This window comes from Thermosipho melanesiensis BI429 (assembly GCF_000016905.1).
GTDB classification, from domain to species: domain Bacteria; phylum Thermotogota; class Thermotogae; order Thermotogales; family Fervidobacteriaceae; genus Thermosipho; species Thermosipho melanesiensis.
Genome location: NC_009616.1, coordinates 1,767,874 through 1,786,286 on the forward strand (window position 1 = coordinate 1,767,874; position 18,413 = coordinate 1,786,286).

22 protein-coding genes are annotated in these 18,413 nt (G+C 28.7%); 2 read left to right on the forward strand and 20 right to left on the reverse strand.

What is annotated here, in order from left to right:
* Positions 1-25: 25 nt before the first annotated feature.
* The 19 genes from TMEL_RS09090 to TMEL_RS09180 are packed head-to-tail and all read right to left on the reverse strand — an operon-like array spanning position 26 to position 13,326.
* Positions 26-547 carry a cob(I)yrinic acid a,c-diamide adenosyltransferase gene (locus tag TMEL_RS09090; RefSeq protein WP_012057971.1) on the reverse strand — a complete coding sequence of 174 codons (522 nt, stop codon included), beginning with the start codon at positions 545-547 and terminating at the stop codon, positions 26-28.
* On the reverse strand, positions 547-1,290 hold the full coding sequence (locus tag TMEL_RS09095; RefSeq protein WP_012057972.1) for a hypothetical protein: 744 nt from the start codon (positions 1,288-1,290) through the stop codon (positions 547-549). The genes TMEL_RS09090 and TMEL_RS09095 overlap by 1 nt, the downstream gene beginning before the upstream one ends.
* A 2-nt stretch (positions 1,291-1,292) precedes the next feature.
* The gene (locus tag TMEL_RS09100) at positions 1,293-2,024 is read right to left on the reverse strand and encodes a hypothetical protein (protein WP_012057973.1); all 732 of its coding nucleotides are present in this window, start codon (positions 2,022-2,024) and stop codon (positions 1,293-1,295) included.
* A gap of 4 nt (positions 2,025-2,028) precedes the next feature.
* Positions 2,029-2,538 carry a GNAT family N-acetyltransferase gene (locus TMEL_RS09105; RefSeq protein WP_012057974.1) on the reverse strand — a complete coding sequence of 170 codons (510 nt, stop codon included), beginning with the start codon at positions 2,536-2,538 and terminating at the stop codon, positions 2,029-2,031.
* Positions 2,528-3,343 carry a metallophosphoesterase family protein gene (locus TMEL_RS09110; protein WP_012057975.1) on the reverse strand — a complete coding sequence of 272 codons (816 nt, stop codon included), beginning with the start codon at positions 3,341-3,343 and terminating at the stop codon, positions 2,528-2,530. The genes TMEL_RS09105 and TMEL_RS09110 overlap by 11 nt, the downstream gene beginning before the upstream one ends.
* Positions 3,340-3,570 (reverse strand): DUF4911 domain-containing protein, encoded by a 231-nt coding sequence (locus TMEL_RS09115; protein WP_012057976.1) that lies wholly within the window; start codon positions 3,568-3,570, stop codon positions 3,340-3,342. The genes TMEL_RS09110 and TMEL_RS09115 overlap by 4 nt, the downstream gene beginning before the upstream one ends.
* Positions 3,560-4,057 (reverse strand): metal-dependent transcriptional regulator, encoded by a 498-nt coding sequence (locus TMEL_RS09120; protein ID WP_012057977.1) that lies wholly within the window; start codon positions 4,055-4,057, stop codon positions 3,560-3,562. The genes TMEL_RS09115 and TMEL_RS09120 overlap by 11 nt, the downstream gene beginning before the upstream one ends.
* A gap of 38 nt (positions 4,058-4,095) precedes the next feature.
* Entirely contained in the window at positions 4,096-5,127 is a 1,032-nt protein-coding gene (locus tag TMEL_RS09125; protein ID WP_012057978.1) for a M42 family metallopeptidase, read from the reverse strand.
* Entirely contained in the window at positions 5,128-5,775 is a 648-nt protein-coding gene (locus TMEL_RS09130) for a Na(+)/H(+) antiporter subunit B (RefSeq protein ID WP_012057979.1), read from the reverse strand.
* Positions 5,772-6,026: a monovalent cation/H(+) antiporter subunit G gene (locus TMEL_RS09135; RefSeq protein ID WP_012057980.1), complete on the reverse strand. Its 255-nt coding sequence runs from the start codon at positions 6,024-6,026 to the stop codon at positions 5,772-5,774. The genes TMEL_RS09130 and TMEL_RS09135 overlap by 4 nt, the downstream gene beginning before the upstream one ends.
* Positions 6,023-6,268 (reverse strand): hypothetical protein, encoded by a 246-nt coding sequence (locus TMEL_RS09140; RefSeq protein WP_012057981.1) that lies wholly within the window; start codon positions 6,266-6,268, stop codon positions 6,023-6,025. Before TMEL_RS09140 ends, TMEL_RS09135 begins: the two co-directional genes overlap by 4 nt.
* Before the next feature lies 1 nt (position 6,269).
* Entirely contained in the window at positions 6,270-6,614 is a 345-nt protein-coding gene (locus TMEL_RS09145) for a hypothetical protein (protein ID WP_012057982.1), read from the reverse strand.
* The gene (locus TMEL_RS09150) at positions 6,602-7,573 is read right to left on the reverse strand and encodes an NAD(P)H-dependent glycerol-3-phosphate dehydrogenase (RefSeq protein ID WP_012057983.1); all 972 of its coding nucleotides are present in this window, start codon (positions 7,571-7,573) and stop codon (positions 6,602-6,604) included. Before TMEL_RS09150 ends, TMEL_RS09145 begins: the two co-directional genes overlap by 13 nt.
* Entirely contained in the window at positions 7,570-8,505 is a 936-nt protein-coding gene (gene trmB, locus TMEL_RS09155) for a tRNA (guanosine(46)-N7)-methyltransferase TrmB (protein ID WP_012057984.1), read from the reverse strand. Before trmB ends, TMEL_RS09150 begins: the two co-directional genes overlap by 4 nt.
* Positions 8,502-9,605: a tetratricopeptide repeat protein gene (locus tag TMEL_RS09160; protein ID WP_012057985.1), complete on the reverse strand. Its 1,104-nt coding sequence runs from the start codon at positions 9,603-9,605 to the stop codon at positions 8,502-8,504. The genes trmB and TMEL_RS09160 overlap by 4 nt, the downstream gene beginning before the upstream one ends.
* A 2-nt stretch (positions 9,606-9,607) precedes the next feature.
* Complete coding sequence (locus TMEL_RS09165; RefSeq protein ID WP_012057986.1) at positions 9,608-11,113, reverse strand: bifunctional ADP-dependent NAD(P)H-hydrate dehydratase/NAD(P)H-hydrate epimerase; 1,506 nt, start codon at positions 11,111-11,113, stop codon at positions 9,608-9,610.
* 2 nt (positions 11,114-11,115) lie between these two features.
* Positions 11,116-11,583 (reverse strand): lytic transglycosylase domain-containing protein, encoded by a 468-nt coding sequence (locus TMEL_RS09170; RefSeq protein WP_231109741.1) that lies wholly within the window; start codon positions 11,581-11,583, stop codon positions 11,116-11,118.
* A 1-nt stretch (position 11,584) separates the two neighbouring features.
* Positions 11,585-12,283, reverse strand: coding sequence for a prepilin peptidase (locus tag TMEL_RS09175; protein WP_012057988.1), 699 nt, complete (start codon positions 12,281-12,283; stop codon positions 11,585-11,587).
* On the reverse strand, positions 12,268-13,326 hold the full coding sequence (locus TMEL_RS09180; RefSeq protein WP_012057989.1) for a tetratricopeptide repeat protein: 1,059 nt from the start codon (positions 13,324-13,326) through the stop codon (positions 12,268-12,270). The genes TMEL_RS09175 and TMEL_RS09180 overlap by 16 nt, the downstream gene beginning before the upstream one ends.
* A gap of 155 nt (positions 13,327-13,481) precedes the next feature.
* On the opposite strand from TMEL_RS09180, the gene TMEL_RS09185 reads away from it, so the two are divergent.
* Complete coding sequence (locus tag TMEL_RS09185) at positions 13,482-14,840, forward strand: Do family serine endopeptidase (RefSeq protein WP_012057990.1); 1,359 nt, start codon at positions 13,482-13,484, stop codon at positions 14,838-14,840.
* Between the two features lie 192 nt (positions 14,841-15,032).
* On the forward strand, positions 15,033-17,519 hold the full coding sequence (locus tag TMEL_RS09190) for a glycogen/starch/alpha-glucan phosphorylase (RefSeq protein WP_012057991.1): 2,487 nt from the start codon (positions 15,033-15,035) through the stop codon (positions 17,517-17,519).
* A 27-nt stretch (positions 17,520-17,546) separates the two neighbouring features.
* Here the strand turns inward: TMEL_RS09190 and lepB are convergent, their stop codons facing one another.
* Entirely contained in the window at positions 17,547-18,413 is an 867-nt protein-coding gene (lepB, locus tag TMEL_RS09195) for a signal peptidase I (protein WP_012057992.1), read from the reverse strand.

Sequence of the window (18,413 nt, forward strand, 5' to 3'; positions counted from 1 at the left end):
CCCCCCTTAAAAATTTGATTATTTATCATAACTCTGAAACTTTAATTTTATTAATCTCATCTTTTTCCAAATATCTTGCAATTACATAAAAGAGATCAGAAACTCTGTTTATATACGCCAAAATTTCCTTTCTAATCTTTTCATTTTTTGATAGCCTAACTATATTTCTTTCAGCTCTTCTTGCAATAGTTCTACAAACATCCATGTATGCACTTTCTTTTTTCATTCCCGGAATTACAAAAGTATTTAAATTCAAATCTTTCTCGAAATCTTCGACATACTTTGTTACTCTTTCAACATCCTCATTGTCAATTAACTTTACAAACTTTTCCCCTTTTGCTAATTCTGTAGCCATTCTAAACAAATCTTTTTGTATTTCTTCAATAATATCTCTTATCTTTCCAGATAAATACGCTCTTGCAATCCCTAAATTTGAAACTAACTCATCAATAGTCCCATACGCTTCAACTCTTAAGTTATCTTTATCTACCCTTTCACCATTTGCAAGTGAAGTAAAACCTAAATCCCCTTTTTTTGTACTTATCATTATTTATCCCTCCTAAATAACTCATCAAAAACTTTAAATTCTTCAACAAGTGATTTTACATCTACTTTTTTTTGTAATAAAGATTTTAATGTAGATAGCGGTATCGTCTCTAATAAATCTACTATTTTATTAATATTTTCAAAAAAACTTTTCTGAGAAATTTCAACCAAAATTTTTTCATTTAAATTAACAAACTCATTCCAAAAATCCATAAATAACAAAAAATCAAAATTTAGATTTAATTTATATATCAAAGTATTACTCGATAAAATATTTAAATTAAACTTTTCTGTTATCTTTAGTAATTCATTGAATACATATAAATCAAAAAATTTTTCTGAATGTTTTAAAGTAAAAATTTCTGGATGCTCTATTAAAAAATCCATATCCATATTTATTATTAATTCATCTTTTTCAAAAGAATTTTCTAACTTCAATAACTTTTTATTATCATTTAATTTTCTCTTTAACATCTCTTTTGCGACAAAATTTCTAATCTTAAAAATATCAATATTTTCCGATGAAAAGTCATAAAATTCACTAAGTTCAAAATTGTTTATACTATAAACATTAAAAGTTATGTCCAAAATATTTTCAGTTCTTAGAAAATTTAAACCACTTAAATTCCAATCAAAATATCTATCGAAAACAATTAAAAATCCATTTTCATTTTTGACTATCACTGGTACTATATAATCGAAAATCTCTTTTAAAGAAAAAAATGAATCAACCAATAGTTCCACTTTCAATCCCCCTTAAAAATTCTTTTTAATTCTCTTATCTCGTCTTTAAAATCATCCTTGTTTTCACAGTTTTCAAGGATATATTTTAAGATTTTTAGAGCTTTTGCCACCTTACTAATTTTTTCTTCAGGCTCTTTTTCAAACTTTTTTAAATAGACAAAAAAGTAATAAAATATAAAAACAGAAAACGGAATAAAAACAAAATATAACATAATGTGTTGTTTCGGATAAGGATAATATACGATATAGTTTATTCCATTTCCCATTACCTTTTGATAAAAGACTTTTCTTCCTTCATAATATGTAATATTACTTGTTACATTTGGAAAAATGTCGTCTAACTTTTCCGCAAAATTTTGTTCATTAATTACTAAATATTCGTTATTAAAAAAAATAAAATAAGATTTAATCTTTGGAACGATAAAAAATACATTGTTGCTAACATAAATAAGTTGCTTTTCTTCTTCAAACTCCATAACCACAAAGTTAGAAGAAAAATCTACATTATAAACATTACCTTTAAAGTACAATTCATTATTCTCTAACAAATATCCATCAGGTTTTTTTATTTTTACCAATTCCTTTATAAAATCCACGTAATTTTCATAATCTAGTTCAGCAACATGAGAAAACTTATCAAGATATAATTTTGCATTAAACAAATCTATTCTAAATAAAAAATATGGTAGCAATAATAAAACTAATATTAACACAATAATGGGCAACTTTTTCATACTCTCATTCCTTTACCTTTGCCATTATTAAAAGATCTACATACATTCCATCTAAATTAACTGCATGCACTTTTCTCCCCTCAAACTTATACCCAAGTTTACTATATAAACCTATCGCCCTTAAATTGTTCCCCATCACTTCCAATTGTATTCTCCTTACCCCCCTTTCAAATGCCCATTTTTCAGCAATTTGTATAAGAGACTTACCAATTCCAATTCCCCTAAATTCTTTCAAAACGGAAATTCCAAATTCTGCAACATGTCTCATTCTTTTTCTTTCATGTATCATTATAACTAACTCTCCTATAATTTCTTTCTCGATTTTTGCTACAAAAATATTCCTAAATTTATTTTCAATATAAAATCGTACATAATTTTTAAAAGAATGAAAATCCATTATTTCATCCGGAGATGTAATCAAAAATTTTGTCTCATTAAGTATTTTTTTTCTAAAATTATACAAATCCTCAACATCACTTATTGAAACTTCCCTATAATCTATCCTAAAATTCAACAGAAAATTCCTCCAAAACCTTATTTTCCAAATCTATAACTTTTATTTCAACAGAATTTCCAATTAGTTTCAAAAGTAAAAAGTGATGTTTTTTATAAAACGAAACTAAATGCTCATTATAAATAACTTTATCATAAAGAAAAGCTCCTCCACCACCAGATACTATATAAGTTATTCTGCCAACAACAAAACGCTGATAATTATGATCATGTGCAGAAATCACTAATTTTATCCCCTTTTGCTTTATTACATCATTCAATCTTGACAAATTCAAATTATCCTTGTAATGCGGTCCTACTGTATAAATTGGATAGTGAATAAAAACAATGCTATTTTTATTCCCATATTTTTTTAAAAAATCTACTGAACCATTCAAATCAAGAAAAATCAACCTAACCCCTTTATAATCAGCATAATAATTATAATAACCAAAAAATTTTTTGAAGTATATATCTGGATTTTCATGATTTCCTTTTACCAGTTGAAAATAAGAATTTTTTCTCAAACTTGAAGTAATCTCAAAAAACTTTTTCCACTCCCTTAAATTATCACCTCTATTTACCATATCACCAAGGTGAATAACTATTGATGGTCTATTATTTTCAATTAATTGCACTATTTTCCCATGAATCTTATCATTCCATCTTGAATCTCCGTAAACAGCAATAGTATTATTCGTTCGAGGATAAAAATCTTTATCACAATACATAGTACAATTTGTACCATCTTCATATAAAAAATATAACCCGTTAGAAAGTGATAAAATAGGAATCAATACAATAATAAATATAATTCTCCCTTTCATCCAGCACTTCCACAGTTTTTTTCAATTTTTATAACTTCAAATGAAATATCATTTTTTAAGCCTCGCAAAATACTCAATACATCGTCTTTAAAATAATCTAATGTAATTATCCTTAAAATATTCCCTTCATATTTTCTAACATTAACCATATTATCTTGTGATTCTAAAATATAACTTAAATAATGAACATCATCTTTATTTATTTTCACCAATATATCAATCTCCATCTTTATCATCCTCCAAATTCATGAAAGGGCATTTGCTAACAATTCTATTATTTTTTAAAAATTCATCAAAATGTTTTAAAAAAAGAGGTTTTTCTTGTGGACATTCATTCATAAATTTTGAAAACATTACAAACTTTTCTGCTACTTCATCATCTAAATCGAAGTATATTTTCATACACGATTTATGAGCTTTCTCAGGAGCAATTTTTAAAAAATCAATCAAAAAATTCTTAAATGCCTGTATATTTTTATTTTCCCTTAATGCTATTTTCTTTCCTTCTTCTGTCAGTGTAATTGCTCCTCTTTTTTCATAATAAACTAGCCCTTTTTGCGCTAACGAATTCAATGCCTGTTTAGCAGAAGGCATTTTTACATTAGCATAATCAGAAACCTTTTTTAATCTCGTCCAACCCATTGAATTTAATGTTAAAAAGACAACTAACAAGTACTTACGTTCAGCTTTAGTTAAATTTAAGTTACCTTCCAAAATAATCCCTCCATGATTTCCAATTATATTCTACCACATTATTCAAGTTCAAGATATTTTTGAAGTAGTTTTAACGTTGCCTCTATTGCATCAACGTGAGTTCTCTCGTATCCATGAGAAGCATAAACTCCAGGACCAATTAGTCCATGCTTTACGTTATATCCAGCATACATTGCAACACTAGCATCTGAACTATAGTATGGGTAAATATCCACTGTAAAATTTACATCTGCCAACTTCGCTGCTTTTATTAATTTTGTTACAATATCATAATCATATGGGCCACTTGAATCTTTTGCACAAATTGAAACCGAATACACGTCAGATTCTAAATCACCACCAACAGCTCCCATATCAACGGCAATAATTTCACTAACATCTTCTGGAATACCTGCTGCTGCACCATGTCCTACCTCTTCATAACTTGTAAACATAATATAAATCTTTCTTTTTGGTTCTATCACAAAATCTCTTACTATTTTTGCTAAAGTCAACAATATACCTGCTCCTGCTTTATCATCTAAAAATCTACTTTTTAAAAAACCCGTCTTTGTCAATATAGTCCTTGGATCAAATGCTATAAAATCGCCAGGCATTATCCCAAGTTCTTTTACATCTTCCTTGCTTTTTACTTTCTGATCTAATACAACCTCTATATTGTCCTCATTTCTTTCAATTGTTCCAGTATCCTTGTAAACATGTACAGAAGGATGAACATTATATATTGTTCCTGTATATTCTTTTCCATCCCTTGTAAAAACTATACAATTTTCATTTTCTATATGTGAAAACGGATATCCTCCGATTTTTGTTAATTTTAATCTTCCGTTTTCTTTTATGGATTTCACCATTGCTCCTAAAGTGTCTATATGAGCCATAAATAAAATTGCATTACTATCACCATGTCCTAAATCTACAATAAAACTTTTTGTGTTTGTAATCTCATATTTAAATCCCAACTTTTTCACTTCACTAACCAAGTATTCCATAATTTTATCTGTATAACCTGTAGGACTTGCTATTTTACACAATTCAATTATTTTATTTACTGCCTCTTGTACATATGCCATTTAAATCCCTCCCAATTTGTATCTTTTTAAAACATTATTTATATACTCTTGATTGTAAAAATCTTGAAATTCCAAATAAACAATGGAATTTTTGTCAGGAAAAGTAAAATAAAGTATTTTATTTGAACTTTTATGAACATTGGAATTTTCACCTAACTCAAGTAATTCAAAATAACTCATTTCTACTCCATTAACATTGTAATAAGGAATACTCAAAATTTTAAAATCACCATCAAAAGAAATTGCTAAATCCACTTCCCCAGATTGTGCTAATTCCTTACATTTTTCAATATCTTCAACCTCTAAATATTCAATTTTATGATTGTACAATTTAGAAAAATCATCCATAATGCTCGGGACAATACCAATGTATGAGTCTTGATATTTTTGAGCAATTACAGGGATTTTTACTATTGCAACTCTCAACTTTGAATGAATCTTAAAAGATAGAAGATAAATAAAAGTTGCCAATAGTGCTCCAAGCATCGCCTCAGTAATAGCCACGTCTGGAGCAAAATAAACAGCATATATGGCAACCATTAAGACACTTAAAGAAGTCCTATATAAAAATGAATTAAAAACATTCTTTGAAAAAAATATCATTATAGTAACAAGCACAGCAAAACTAGATAAAAATATTCGTATCATCTTCTTTTTTCCCTTCTAACCAATGAAATTGAAATAAAATACGTAACAGCCGGCATACCAACTAAAAAAATCATTAACGCTACAAAAAGCTTAGAAATTTGAAAATTATTTAGCATCAAACCTATAAAAATTAAAATGGCTCCACCAGTATCCCCTGCACTTAGATAATGAAGTTTTTTAAAAATATTTTTACTAAATAGTGCACATATATTTCCAACTAGCATCAAAATTGCTCCAAGAATAATTATCATAAATCACTCCTTGAAATAAACGATGTTATTACAAAAGCTCCTCCTATAGATAATAGCATGTAAAGCACACCTATATCAATAATTATAGGTATATTTTTGTAATACGAATATAAAATAATCAAAATAGAAATCTTTGTCGAAATTGAAAGTAAAGGGATTATTTTCTCATAGATATTTTTAAAACAACCTATACCTAAAATAGTTAAAAAAATTGAGAATACCACAAAAACTAAAGAAATCATGCTAATCCCCCATTTTATGTATATATAAATACTTTTCATCGTGATCAAAAGCAATTGTCTTTGGGGTTAACGTAATACTCAAAATTTTTACCAACATATCAAAATCGTCCTTGTAATCTAAAAATAATACCTCTTCACTTTTACTAAAAAAAATAAAAAAAGATTCCAACAAAGTCTTTGGTATACTTTTCAAAAGGATAAACAAAAGTTTAAAAAAACTAATGTTTCCAAACATAAAAATTGCATATACCAGAGTACTAACTATAATATTAATAAATATATTATTTACACCAAAAAATATGGTTAAAAAAATTATTCCAAGAAATATATTTACTAAATGTACCATTCTTCCTTTAAAGGCCTCCTCATTAAATCCAACATTGAAATCTTAGGATCTTTATTTTCGTACAAAATTTTATAAACCTCCTTTGAAATTGGCATATCAATACTTTGTTGTGAAGCAATATTAACAACTGCTTTAACAGTGTACATACCTTCTGCTACCATTTTTGAACTCTTCACAATTTCACTCAAAGTCTTTCCTTTGGCTATAAATTCTCCTAACAATCTATTTCTACTATGTCTACTATTACATGTAACCATTAAATCTCCAACACCAGACAAGCCAAAAAACGTTCTCTCATCCGCATCAAAAATTTTACCAAATTTAATCATCTCAAATAGTGCTCTTGTCATTAAAGCAGCTTTTGCATTATCCCATCCACCAAACCCATCCAAAATACCTGCGGCAATAGCCATAACATTTTTTAGCGCTCCAGAAATTTCAACACCCGCAACATCGATTGAAGTATAAACCCTAAAATAATCATTACTAAAAAATTTCTGAAGTTCACTCGTATTACCTCCGGCAATTGTTACAGCAGTTGGAATTTTTTCAGCCACCTCCTCTGCATGTGAAGGCCCCGAAAGTACAGTATATGGTAAATCAACAAAATCTCTTACTATTTCCGAAACCCTCTTTAAAGTCTTTATCTCCAATCCTTTAGAAAGATTTATTATACCTTTAACATTTTTCCAACCAGAAATTTTTGCCAAATTTTCTCTTATAAACTGAACAGGAATTGCTATAATAAGATAATCAGAAAAATCTACAACTTCTTGTATATTGTTTGTTGCCTTAAACAAAGGTAAAATACCATTTAAATAACTTATTTTTTTCAAACTATTTATTTCATGAACAATTTCTTTCCTTCGGGCCCAAACTAACACATCATGAGAATTTTCCACTAATAAATTTGCAAATGCACACCCCCAACTTCCCGCACCTATAACTCCAAATTTCACTCAAGCACCTCCATTATCTTTTTTACTGACCATTTTACAGCTGGAGTTCTGTATGGATTAGATTCACTATCTAGTTTTAATACCCACCTTCCATCATCCTTTGGGTACAAAACTAAAAAATAGTGCTGTGAAAAATCTCTATCACTTGAAATCACCTTAAAAATATACGCATTATTTTTCAACTCCTTGTACACATTTTTTATAACAAATACTTTATCTTTATCTTTATCTTTGAAAATTTTTCCTTTAATATCAAAAATCTTTTCCTCAGAAATTCTACTAATTGCATGAGGCATTACATCATCACTCCCTAGCAGTCTTATAATACTTCCTTTTTTTTCTTTTTTTACAATTAACCTAAAAATATCTCTATTAAATTTCAACCATTTTTTTTCATACCTCGTTAAAAATTCTCTTTTAGGATTCCGTTCTATTTTATAAACTTTAAATTTTCCACTCTCTTGTGCATTTTCATAAGCTTCTTTTGCGTACCATTCTTGGTCTGTAACAAGTTCAAATTCACCATCAATTTTTAACACAACAGATAGAATTTCAAAAAACTCTTTTATAATTATCCTTCTATGTGATTGTGAATTTTTGTACCAGGGTACCGGAAAATTCATTATTACTTTATCTATCGATTCATCCGAAAAAAATTCTCTTAATCCAAATTTGGCATCACAAAGTATTAACTTTACGTTTTCTAAGTTTTTTCTTTTTAACTTTCTCTGAGCCTTTACCATTGAAGTAATTGAAAGTTCAAATCCAACATAGTTAATATCCTTATTTTTTTCTGCACAATATGATATATATTCACCATTCCCAAATCCTAACTCCACATGCAACCTATTTAAATTACCAAAAATCTTGTTCCAATCAAAAGGATACCTTGAAAATAGCTGCGGTTTTAATTCAAACTCGGGGTATATCATCCAATACCTCCCAATCTATTTATAAAATATTTAGAATGTTTAACATAAATACTCTTTGGAAATCTTTCTATAAAATCATTAAAAAGTGAATAGGCTCTTTCGAAATCTCCTATCTCATAGTAAATTAATGCTCTGTAATAAAATGCATCATCTAAAAAATAAAGATCTTTAAAATTCAACGCCAATGATTTATCAATAACAAATTCCAATAAATTTAGTGACATTAAATAATTTTTTTGTTTGTAATACTCATACCCCATTAACCACAAAAATCTTAAAGTTTCAATATTATTTGGATCAATACTATTAAATAGTTCAACCGCTTTTTCTTCAGGTTTTTCTTTGTTTTCCATTAACTTATCTTCAATCTCCGAAAGTTTCAACAACAAATTCTTTGCATTTTCCAATTCTATTGTCTTTATTTCCTCTAATCCTTTCTCAGCAATCTTTCCTACATTACTAACTTCATCTAAAATCCTATTATTTGATTCAAAAACTTTTGTATTTAACCTTTCAAAATTTGTATCAATCTTTAAATTTAAATTTTCAATAGAATTCTTTAACGAAAAAATTGTTGGATTAAATAAAGAAATAACAGTAAAAATTAGAATAATGATTGATATTCCCATTACTAATACATTCAAACTTTTTTGGGAAGCACTATTATTTTCAACCTTTAAATCCGTATTTGGATCAAAATTTTTCAGTAACTCTTTTAAATATTGTATATTTTCCTTGTCATTTTTTCTTATTGCGTTCTTCAATTCTAAAGAAATAAGTTCTACAACTTCTGGATATTCTTCTTTTATGGAATTAAAATCGATACTTTCATCAAGAGAATTATATACTCTATTTATTGCATTTTCTAACTCTTCAATTAAAACTTCCTTTTCAAAAAGAGAAACTCCATAAAATTCCTTATATTTATAATCCAATAAATTAAAAATCTCTCTTGCACTCTCAAAATCACCTGAAAGAATGGAAAATTCAAACTTTAAAAATGGATATTCTCTTTCAACAACTTCTATGATACTTTTTGCTAAATCAAATTTATTATCTCTTAATATTTTTCTGACAAAATTTATTAAATTACTATTCACTATCACATCACCTCCGAAATTGCCTTAGGTATATAATCTAAAATTTCTGAAATCAAATTGTGTCCCTCATACTCATACATCTCAGCCGCAAGACCAAATACGTATACTCCCAAAAGAACACCGTTAAGCACATCACCATTTTGAGCAATAAATCCCGCTATCAATCCACTTAATATATCTCCACTACCTCCCTTTGAAAGTGAGGAATTCCCTGTAACGTTGAAAAATAAACTTTCTCCATTGGATATAATCGTAGTTACATCTTTTAAAGCTATTATAGAGTTATAAGCTTTTGAAGTTTCTTTGACCAATTTGTAATTATATTTAACTTCAGAGATATTCATACCAAGAAACTTTGCAAATTCTCCTGGATGTGGTGTTATAACAAGATTATCTTTATCTTTTATTTTGTCTTTTAAATTTGAAATATGATATATTGCATCTGCATCAATAATAATCGGAACATTTACGCTTCCAACAATTTTTTTCACAAATAATCCTACCCCATTTTTCCTACCTAATCCTGGTCCAATAACTACTACTGTATCTGAATCTATGTAATTATTAACTATATTTACATCGTTTTCGGAAAAATATTCATTTTCTATTGCTATTGGAATTATTCCTGGTTCATAATTTACCGCGCTTTTTACAATGTCTCTTGGACCTGCCATATAAACTCTACCAGTACCAGCCCTAATAGCTCCTAAAGCAGACAACAATGGAGCACCAATAAACTCTTTTGAGCCACCAATTATTATGACTTTACCATATGACGATTTATTACTTTCCTTTAGTCGATTTGGCACAGTAAAATGTTCATTCGTTAAAAGCAATTTATCACATGGATATATAGTACTTAAAATTTTCGGCATACCAATTTTTACTACTTTTAGTTTCCCAGTTAATGCCCTACCTGGAAATAAAAAATGCCCAACTTTTGGATACTCAAATGTTACAGTTAAATCAGAACGAATTGCAGTTCCTAAGACATTTGCTGTATCAGCCGAAACACCACTTGGGATATCTACAGAAACAGTAAACTTTGAATATAAGTTTATATAATCTATTACTTCTGCATAAATTCCTTTTACATCTCTTGACAATCCAGTCCCAAAAATAGCATCAATAACAACATTACTGTTTTCCAATAATTTTGGAACATCTAAAATATTTTCTTTTGAAATCTTTATTATTTCTCCACCAAATGACTTATAAATTTCCAAATTTTTTCTTGATTCATTTGTGGTTAAATCAGATATTAAAACTACTTTAACTGCTTCTGTAAAATTTAAAAGTTCACGAGCAATTACAAGTCCATCTCCTCCATTATTACCAGGCCCACAAAATACCAAAAAACTATATTGCGAAAGATTACCTAACTCTCTCCACAAAACTTCAACTGTTGAAACCCCTGCTCTTTCCATTAAAACCAAATTACTAATACCAAAATCTTCAATTGTTTTTCTTTCAAGCATTTTCATTTCATTTGATGAAACTACTCTCATAATTAATCACCTCTATACAAAAACCTATAAATTCTGTAAACTTTTTTTACTTTACTCAAATATCTTCCGCCTGCATCTTTTCTTATCTCTTCTTTTGAATATGGCCCAGTATTATAATCAACTAACGCCTTCTCTAAACTTCCAGAACGTTTGTATAGATATTCAAGATACATAATTCCAAGATTTAAATTATCAATTGGATTATAAACATTGTAATTTGTTTTAAATTTCTCATTTAGCCATTTAGAAGTTTCAGGCATAATCTGCATTAGACCATAAGCACCAAGTGGAGAAATTGCATCTTCACTAAAACTACTTTCAACATTTATTATACTCAAAATAAGCAACCTATCAAATAAATCACTATTTATGTATTCTGCATACTTAAATGGGAACCAATTGAACAAAAAATATAAAGATACCATTATAAAGAATGATAATACCAAAAAACAACACCTCAAATTAAACACCTCAAAAATATTTTAACATAAAAACATACAATACATATCCCGAAATAGATATAAATGGCCCAAATGGAACTATTTTCTTTTTATTAACCAAAGAAAAAATCAAAGCTAATATCGAAGAAAGTAAAAGATGATAGATTGAAAGTGGTAAATTTAGTATAAAAGCAATGGGAGTAATTAAGTATATATCACCTTCACCTAAACCTTCTACATATATCTTTTTTAAAATTAAAAAAATACTCAGTACAATAAACAACGAAACAAATCTCAAATACCAAAAACGCGTATCTCTAAATAAATCTAACACACTTACTATCCAAAGAAGCCACCACGAAAAATCCGGTATCATCATAATTTTAAAATCAACATATGCTACAACAACAGTTGAAAATATAAATATATTCAAAAGTATACATTCAAATTTTGCAAATAACAAACTATGAAACGTAAAAGAAAAAGCAATTAATAATTCAACTAAAAAATATCTAATAGGTATTTTTGTTTTACAATTTCTACATTTCCCGCCAAGCAGTATATAACTTAAAATTGGTATATTATCATACCATTTGATACTAACTTTACAATTGAGACAAAAAGAACGTGGAGGATCATTAATTTTTAATCCCTCCACGCTTCTAAACAATATTACATTCAAAAAACTACCAAATATAGCACCTAAAATAAAATTTAAGACATACCACACAATTGTTTCTCCTTGTTTGTAAGGTATTTATCAAAAATTTCTTTTTTACCAAATAAGTACCAAAAATCATTTTCTTTTAATTCTTCATAATACTTCTTCGCTTTTTCAATCTTTCCTAATTTAATATAAGGTACAATTAACAATGCTTTAAGATGCAATGATTCAAAAGAATCATCAATAATTGGCTCCATAACCTTTACTATTTCATCGTATTTTCCGTATTTCATTTTTATTTTTGCCCAAATTTCTATACCATTTGGATCACTAGGTTTTGAGTTTAAAATCTCTTTTTCTACAATATCTGCTTCTTCATTTCTTCCAATTTCTCTATAAATCTGAGAAAGTTCATACATAGCAATTACATTATCACTATCAATCTCTATTAATTTATTTAAAATTTCTATTGCTTTCTCATAGTTTTTAGAACGAGTATATGCATCAGCTATCATAAAATAAGTAAAGATATCATTTGGCGAATACTCAATTTCTTTCAACCAATAATTTATTGCCTTTTCATACTCACCTTTGTTATAATAAACTTCCCCAAGTGTAGAATAAGCTTGAACTAACCAAGGATCAACTTCGATAGCCCTATTTAAAAATTTAATACCTTCTTCTGAATTCCCCTGTTCAATTAGTATTGTACCCAAAAACTCATATGCAGGTGCAAAACTCCTATCAATTTTTATAGCAAATTCCAAAATATTTTTCGCATCTCCCAACAAATCCTTATCCGCATATTCAATAGCAAGTTCATACAAACCATCAACTGTTCCATGTTCAAAACTTTCAGGTTTAATTCCTTTTTCATTAAAAAATGAAACCAACTCTGACCAAATCACAGGGCCGTAAAAGGCTTCGCTTAATATTGTCACATTTTTTTCAATAAACTCCAATACTTCAATATCATTTAAAAAATTAGGAAAATCTTTTTTCATATTATGCCATTCCCCACCATAAAACAAATCTCTCAACATTATATAGAAAGGTGTTTCATCGGTTAATATAATAGTTTTATCTTTTACCATCATTTCTACCTTCATAATTATCACCTCCAAAATATCTGTTACCTTTTATTTACATTATAACATAATATGTAAAATTTGAAAACAATATTTTAGAACTAAATAAGATACAATTTAGTCAAATTACTTGAAAAGTTCCAATAATCTTAATTAATCCCAGGAGGTGACTAAATGTGACAAAGAGATTAGGTATATTAATTTTAACGGTATTGGCTATTTTTTCTTTTGGCTATGTAAACCCAAACTACGAAAGTCCTATCACAAAAGTAGTTGATGAAGCTGCACCTGCTGTAGTAAAGATTGAAGCAACTGTATATTCTACATCGTATATTGATCCATTCATCGAGGAATTCTTCAAAAGATGGTTTGGTGATATTCCCAAGCAATATCAGCAAAAAGGTACTAGTTTAGGCTCAGGTTTTATATTTGAAAAAGAAGGTTATATATTAACTAATTTTCATGTAGTTGATGGTGCTGAAAATATAAAAGTCAGTTTGTTAGATGGAAAAGAATTCAGCGCCGAATTTATCGGTGGAGACAAAGAACTAGATATTGCTATACTAAAAATAGATCCAAAAAACCAGGAACTTCCCGTTTTAGAATTTGGTGATTCCGATAAATTAAAAATTGGTGAATGGGCAATCGCAATAGGTAATCCACTTGGTTTTCAACATACCGTTACAGTTGGGGTAATTTCGGCAACAGGAAGAAAAATACCAAAACCCGATAATGACGGTTATTACACAAATCTAATTCAAACAGACGCTGCAATCAACCCAGGAAATAGCGGAGGCCCACTTTTAAATATACATGGTCAAGTTATTGGTATTAATACTGCAATTATTGCCCCTTCAGAAGCTATGAATATAGGTTTTGCAATACCAATTAACACAGCAAAAAGATTTATAGATAGTATAATAAAAACTGGTAAAGCCGAAAAAGCATATCTTGGAGTCTATATGCAAACAGTTACAAAAGAACTTGCAAAAGCATTAGGGTTAAAAACTGATAAAGGGGTTTTTATTTCACAAGTTATAAAAGACTCTCCAGCTGAAAAAGCTGGTTTAAAGGATGGAGATGTTATTATAGAAGTTGAAGGTCTTTCTGTAACATCTGCAAGTGAATTAAAATCGATAATCCACAACTACACTCCCGGTTCAAAAATAAAGATTATAGTAAATAGAAAAGGAAAAATAATTAAATTTGAAGTGACTTTAGGTAAATCAAAAGAAACTGAAAAAGTAACATCAGCAAAAGAGTTTATGGGATTAACTGTAAAAGACATTACAAATGCAGATAGAGAAGAATATCAAATTCCAGAAGAAATTAGTGGAGTAGTTGTAAAAAACAGCAAAATAAGTTACATTAGTGAAGGATATGTCATTTTCAGAATAGCAATCAACGGACAAAAATATGAAATTAGAAATATAAATGATTGGAACAAAGTAATTTCAAAAATAAACAAAGGCAATTATGTTGCTCTCTTCTACTACTATAAAGGTGCTACGGGAGTATTTTCATTTGGATATTAAAAAACACCCCATCCATTATTATTAATGGATAGGGGGATGCTTAAATACTTAAAATCCTGACTTTTTGGTCAGGATTTTTATTTATACTTAAAAAAATTCAAAATACTTTTTGTTTCTTGACATTTCTTAAAAAAAAATGTTAAAATTTTAGTGTATATAATTCTGGAAACGATTCCGAATGGAGGTTTTAAAATGGAGATTACAAAAAGAAAAAAGGAACAAAAATACAGAACCTCTAAAAAAAACATCAAGGAAAACTTTATCGAGCACCTCAATCTATCATTGGGGAAGGATTTTTCAAATGCAACACTTTGGGATAAATATCATGCACTTGCACTGTTAGTAAAAGACAGGGTAGTAGAAAAATGGCTTAAAACACAAAAAAAGTATTATGAAACCACTGATGTAAAAAGGGTATATTATCTATCCATTGAATTTCTAATTGGTAGACTACTTTATAATAACCTTTTAAACTTACAAATTGATGAAGAAGTAAAAAAAGCTATGAAAGATTTAAACTTAAGTTTAGAAGAAATAGCAGAAGCTGAACCAGATGCCGGTCTTGGAAATGGTGGATTAGGTAGATTAGCTGCTTGCTTTTTAGACTCAATTGCAACTTTGGGTCTGCCTGGATACGGTTATGGAATAAGATATGATTATGGAATCTTCAAACAAGTTATTAAAGATGGTTTTCAAATAGAGCTTCCAGATGACTGGCTTAAAAATGGAAATCCCTGGGAAATAGAGAGAAAAGATAGAACAGTAAAAGTTAAATTCTTTGGTAGAAGTGAAAGTTATAAAGATGAAGATGGAAATATAAGATTTAAATGGGTAGATACTTTTGATGTTTTAGCTGTTCCATATGATACTCCCATTATTGGTTACGGAAATAATGTTGCAAATACTTTAAGACTTTGGAGTGCAAAGGCATTAAATGAATTTGATTTTAATAATTTCCAAAAAGGAAATTATATTAAATCTGCTGAGTCCAATGCAATTGCAAGTGCTATTTCAAAAGTTCTTTATCCAAACGATGCGTTTTATTCAGGAAGAGAATTAAGGTTAAAGCAAGAATATTTCTTTGTTTCTGCTTCTCTCCAGGACATTATCAGAAGATTTAAAAAACAATTTGGAAATCAATTTGACCTTTTCCCTAAAAGAAACGTCATACAACTTAATGATACCCATCCCGCACTTGCCATTCCCGAATTAATGCGCATTTTAGTTGATGAAGAACATTTGCCGTGGGAAAAAGCCTGGGATATCACCATCAAAACTTTTGCTTACACCAACCATACTGTAATGCCCGAAGCATTGGAAAAATGGGAAGTTCATCTGTTTGAAAGACTTCTTCCAAGACACCTTGAAATACTTTACGAAATTAATGCACGATTCCTAGATAACGCCAAAAAAATTTTCAATGGAAATATAGAAAAAATTAGGAATGTCTCAATTTTTGAAGAAGGGAATGTTAAACAAGTAAGAATGGCAAATTTATCAATTGTCGGTTCATTTTCCATAAATGGAGTTTCAAAACTTCATACTGAGATACTAAAGAAAAATGTCTTTAAAGATTTTTACGAAATATGGCCTGAAAAATTCAACAACAAAACAAATGGTATTACTCAAAGAAGATGGTTACTGCAATGTAATCCAGGTTTATCAAAAATTATTAATGAAACTATTGGTAGCGAATGGATAACAAATCTAGATTACTTAAAAAATTTGGAAAAATTTGCAGATGATAAAAGTTTCTTAGACAAATTTTACGAAGTAAAACAAAATAACAAGATAAGGCTTTCAAGATACATAGAAAAAGAATTGGATATAAAGGTTGATCCTGAATCTATATTCGATGTACAGGTAAAAAGACTACATGAATATAAACGTCAACTTCTAAATGTCATGCATATTATTTACATTTATCAAAGATTAAAAGAAAATCCAAATTTAGACATATACCCGAGAACCTTTATTTTTGGTGCAAAAGCTGCACCAGGTTATAGAATGGCAAAGTTAATTATTAAATTAATTAACAGCGTAGCAAACGTAGTAAATAACGACAAAGACATTAAAGACAAAATAAAGGTTATATTTATACCAAATTACAATGTATCCTTGGCTGAAATTATAATCCCAGCTGCTAACGTAAGCGAACAAATTTCAACTGCAGGTAAAGAAGCATCTGGGACTGGGAACATGAAATTTGCATTAAATGGTGCACTTACCATTGGAACCTTAGATGGTGCAAATATTGAAATTAAAGAATGTGTTGGTGATGAAAACATCTTTATATTTGGTCTAACAGCAGAACAAGTTTCTAAACTAAAAGAAAGTAGGTTATACAATCCATATGACATATATTTAAGAAATGAACACATTAGAAACATATTAGATGCTATAAATAATAGTTTCTTTGAAAAAAATAATCCTGATCTGTTTAAAGATATTTTCCAATCACTATTATTCGGTATAAATGGCTCACAAGCAGACGAATACATGCTCTTAGCAGATTTTGACAGTTATAAGACAAGACATAAGGAAATTGATTTGACATACAGAAATAAATATACCTGGAACAAAAAAGCACTTTTAAACGTAGCAAGGGTAGGAATCTTTTCCAGTGATAGGACCATTCGAGAATATGCAGAAGATATATGGAAAGTTAAAAAGATCTAAAATAAATCCCGCTTAATGCGGGATTTATTATTTATTGTTAATAGGTTGGATTGGTCCAAAATTTTTTAAAGGCCATATTCTTAAAATAGGTCTTCCAATAACCGCTTCTTTAGGAACAAAACCAAAATATCTGCTATCTAAACTTTCCTTTGAATTATCTCCCATAAAGAAATAAAATCCTTTTGGAATTTTCACGTATATTTGTCCACCTTCACTCCGAATATAATCATTAAAGTTAATATTTTTAGGTTTTAGATATTTATCGACATATTCATAATAGGGAATTCCATATTTAACAGGATCCATACCGCCAACTATACTTAAAATTATATTAGAAAATTTTACTCCTTTTTTTAGAGCAAGATTAAAAAGAAATTTCTTATATTCTTCCTCATTATTTCTCAGTCTACTTGCTTTATCTAAATATTCCCATAAATCAGGATATTCAAATACTCCTTCTGGTAAATAATCAACATTTTTTAAATTTTCTGGGATTTTACCATTTACAAACAACTTCCATTTTCCATTAACTTTTTTTAATGTTATAACATCTCCATCCTTTGCAACCAGCCTTTTTACATACTTCACATGTCCTTTAAACTCTTTTGGGGAAAATAAGTCCATAAATTTGTCAAACGCCCTTAGCATTCTTTGAGCTCTTTCATCGCGGAAAGGTGTCCAAAAAACAGTGATTTCTCCTATTTCTGGTTCTCTTGATTGAAAAGTTATCTTTTCAATAAAAAGGCGGTCCCCAATGTTTATTGTAGGAATCATTGAACCTGTGGGGACCATCATAGTTTCAAAGACAAAAAGCCTTATTATTGTTGCAGCTATTATTGCATATATAAGCGTGACAACTGTATCTTTTAAAATTTTAGAAGGATTTTTTTTCAT